Raw genomic sequence first — 2,652 nt, forward strand, 5'->3', positions numbered from 1 at the left:
ACCTGGCCCTGATGGTCGAAGGCGGCCTCCTGTGCGTAGAGCAACACGGCCGGCACCGCTACCACCGCCTGGCCTCGGTCAACGTGGCCCGGGTGCTGGAAGGCATCACACAACTGGCTTCACAGAACGCACCCGCGCCGCGCCGCGCCGTGGTGCCCGGCCCCAAGGACGCCGCCATGCGCATGGCCCGCAGCTGCTACGACCACATCGCCGGCCGCCTCGGCGTGGCCATTGCCCATCACCTGCTGGAAGACGGCGCCATCACCTTTGACGGCGAAGCCGGCCACGTCACCCCCAAGGCCAATGCCGTGCTGGCGCGCCTGGGCATTGAGCTGTCAACGTCGCCAACCAGCATCAACACCAAACGGCCTTACTGCCGCCCGTGCCTGGACTGGAGCGAGCGCCGCTTCCACGTCGCCGGCCAACTCGGCACGCTGATCTGCAATCACAGCCTCGAGCGCGGCTGGCTGTTGCGCCGCCAGGGTATGCGCGCGCTGGAGATCACACCTAAAGGCGCGGTGGCGCTGCGCGACTGGATGGGGCAGGAGGACTGGCGGCAAGTGACGGAGGGAGAGACCTTCCCAGCGCGGCAAAGCCCGGTGTTACGTGTTGCTTAAATCGCAATCGGATCCACATCAATCGCCCAGCGAATCAGGCTTTTGAATTCAGCCTGCTGTCGCGTTTCAAACAGCGTTGGTTGCCAGGCCGCGAGAAAACGTTGAAGCGCTGCGCGCGAGGGGCTTTCGACCAGCATCTGCGCGCGCTCGATATTGGCGACGCGCTGTATCGTCATCGGCACGGCCGGGTAAGCGGTGACCTGTTCGTGCCCTGTGAGTTGTTGCGCCTCGGCCTGGGCCGCTGCTGCGTTCAGAAATCCTTGTGCCACATCCTGCGCACGCGCCTCGGCGCGCACCAGCGCTGAAAAACCGAAGGGTGACATGCCCGCCGCTTCGCGCTCGGCCAACTGCTGCGTCGCAAAACCCGGATAGTCGTGCTTTTTAAGTGCTTCAAAAAGCGGATGGGCGGGGTGAAAGGTTTGCACCCACATCTCGCTGGCCTCGCTGTGTCGCGCGTCACGGCCGGCGCGGCCTCCCGCCTGCATTAAAAGGCTGAAGAGGCGCTCGGGTGCGCGGAAGTCGCTGGAGAACAGCGCCCCGTCAGGGTTGATGGCCGCCACCAGCGTGATGTGCCGGAAGTCGTGCCCCTTGGCGATCATCTGCGTGCCGACCAGCACGTCGACCTCGCCCGCATGCACGCTGGCCAGCTGCGATTCGAGCGCCCCTTTGAGCCGCGTCGTGTCAGCGTCGATACGGGCAATGCGCGGCGGCTCGCCGTCTGGCCGCTTCACGCCGGCCAGTAATTCGGCCAAATGTTCTTCCAGTCGTTCGGTGCCGCGTCCCACGGGCGCGATGTCGATGTTGCCGCAGCTCGGGCAGGCGCTCGGCACGCGTTCGGTGAAGCCGCAGTGGTGGCAGCGCAGGGTGCGGTCTATCTTGTGGAAGACGCGGTAGGCGCTGCAGTGCGGGCACTCGCTTTTCCAGCCGCAGTCATGGCAGGCCAGCACAGGCGCATAGCCGCGCCGGTTTAAAAAGATCAACGACTGCTCGCCACGGGCTACGCGCTGGGCGATGGCATCCAGCAGCGGCGGCGCAATCACGCAGTGCTTGGGCTGGTGGTTCATGTCTACACGCCGAACAAGCGGTAGGCCCCCACGCTCGCTCACTGCGTGTAGCTCGCTGCCCCCCGAGGGGGTTAATTTTCCTAGGGGCGGCCCGTCGGAAAATTGCAGCGCTTCCGTGCCCGTCACTAGAGGGCCGCCGATGCGTTCACTCATGGTCAGGCGTTGGTAGCGGCCTGTGAGGGTGGCCTGCCAGCTTTCCAGCGACGGTGTTGCCGAGCCTAGCAGCACACGACAAGGGCCGTGGGTATGCGTGGCGTCTTCGGTTTCGACCTTGGCGCGGTAGACCGCCAGGTCGCGGGCCGAATAGCGGGCGCCTTCCTGCTGCTTGTAGCTTGGGTCATGTTCCTCGTCGACCACCAGCAGGCGCAGATTCGGCATGGAGGCGAACACCGCCATGCGCGTGCCCAGCACCAGGCGCGCATGGCCGGCGTGGGCTGCCAGCCAGCTTTTCAGGCGCTGGGCTGGGGTCAGGCCGCTGTGCAAGGCCACCACGCGCTCTTTGCCCAGGTGGGCAAACCGTTCTTCAAAGCGCGACTGCAGTTGGGGCGTGAGGTTGATCTCGGGCACCATCACCAGCACCTGTGCCGTCGGGTCTTGCTCCAGCACGCGGGCCGCGGCGCGCAGGTAGACCTCGGTTTTGCCGCTGCCGGTGGCGCCGAACAGCAGCGCGGGCCGGGTATCGTTGTCAAATTCAGCCAGGGCAAGAGCCTGCTGCGCACTGAGCGGCATCAGCGCCGCGGTGTCCTGCGGGCCGCTGGTGTCAGCCACCGGGCGCTTGAGCCGCCGCGCCAGCTGAACATTGCTCAGGTCGCGCAGTTGCGGCGGCAATGCCGCCAGCGCCACCTCGCCCAGGGAGCGCTGGTAATAAGCCGCGGTGAACGTCACCAGTTTTCGCCAGGTCGCCGAAAGAGGCAGCAGCCCATCCAGCTCGCCGGTGACGTGGCGCGTCTGTATTTCCAGCAGCGTTCCAC

2 protein-coding genes are annotated in these 2,652 nt (G+C 66.1%); one reads left to right on the forward strand and one right to left on the reverse strand.

Annotated features, from left to right (window positions below; genetic code table 11):
* Positions 1–617 (forward strand): ArsR/SmtB family transcription factor (locus tag AC1D1X_RS20430; protein ID WP_477699026.1); only part of this gene is annotated, 617 nt, incomplete at its 5' end.
* Here AC1D1X_RS20430 and priA read toward each other — a convergent pair.
* Positions 614–2,644 carry a replication restart helicase PriA gene (gene priA / locus AC1D1X_RS20435; protein WP_477699027.1) on the reverse strand — a complete coding sequence of 677 codons (2,031 nt, stop codon included), beginning with the start codon at positions 2,642–2,644 and terminating at the stop codon, positions 614–616. The genes AC1D1X_RS20430 and priA overlap by 4 nt on opposite strands.
* Between the last annotated feature and the right edge of the window lie 8 nt (positions 2,645–2,652).

The sequence above is a fragment of the Polaromonas sp. P1_G4 genome, assembly GCF_056405475.1.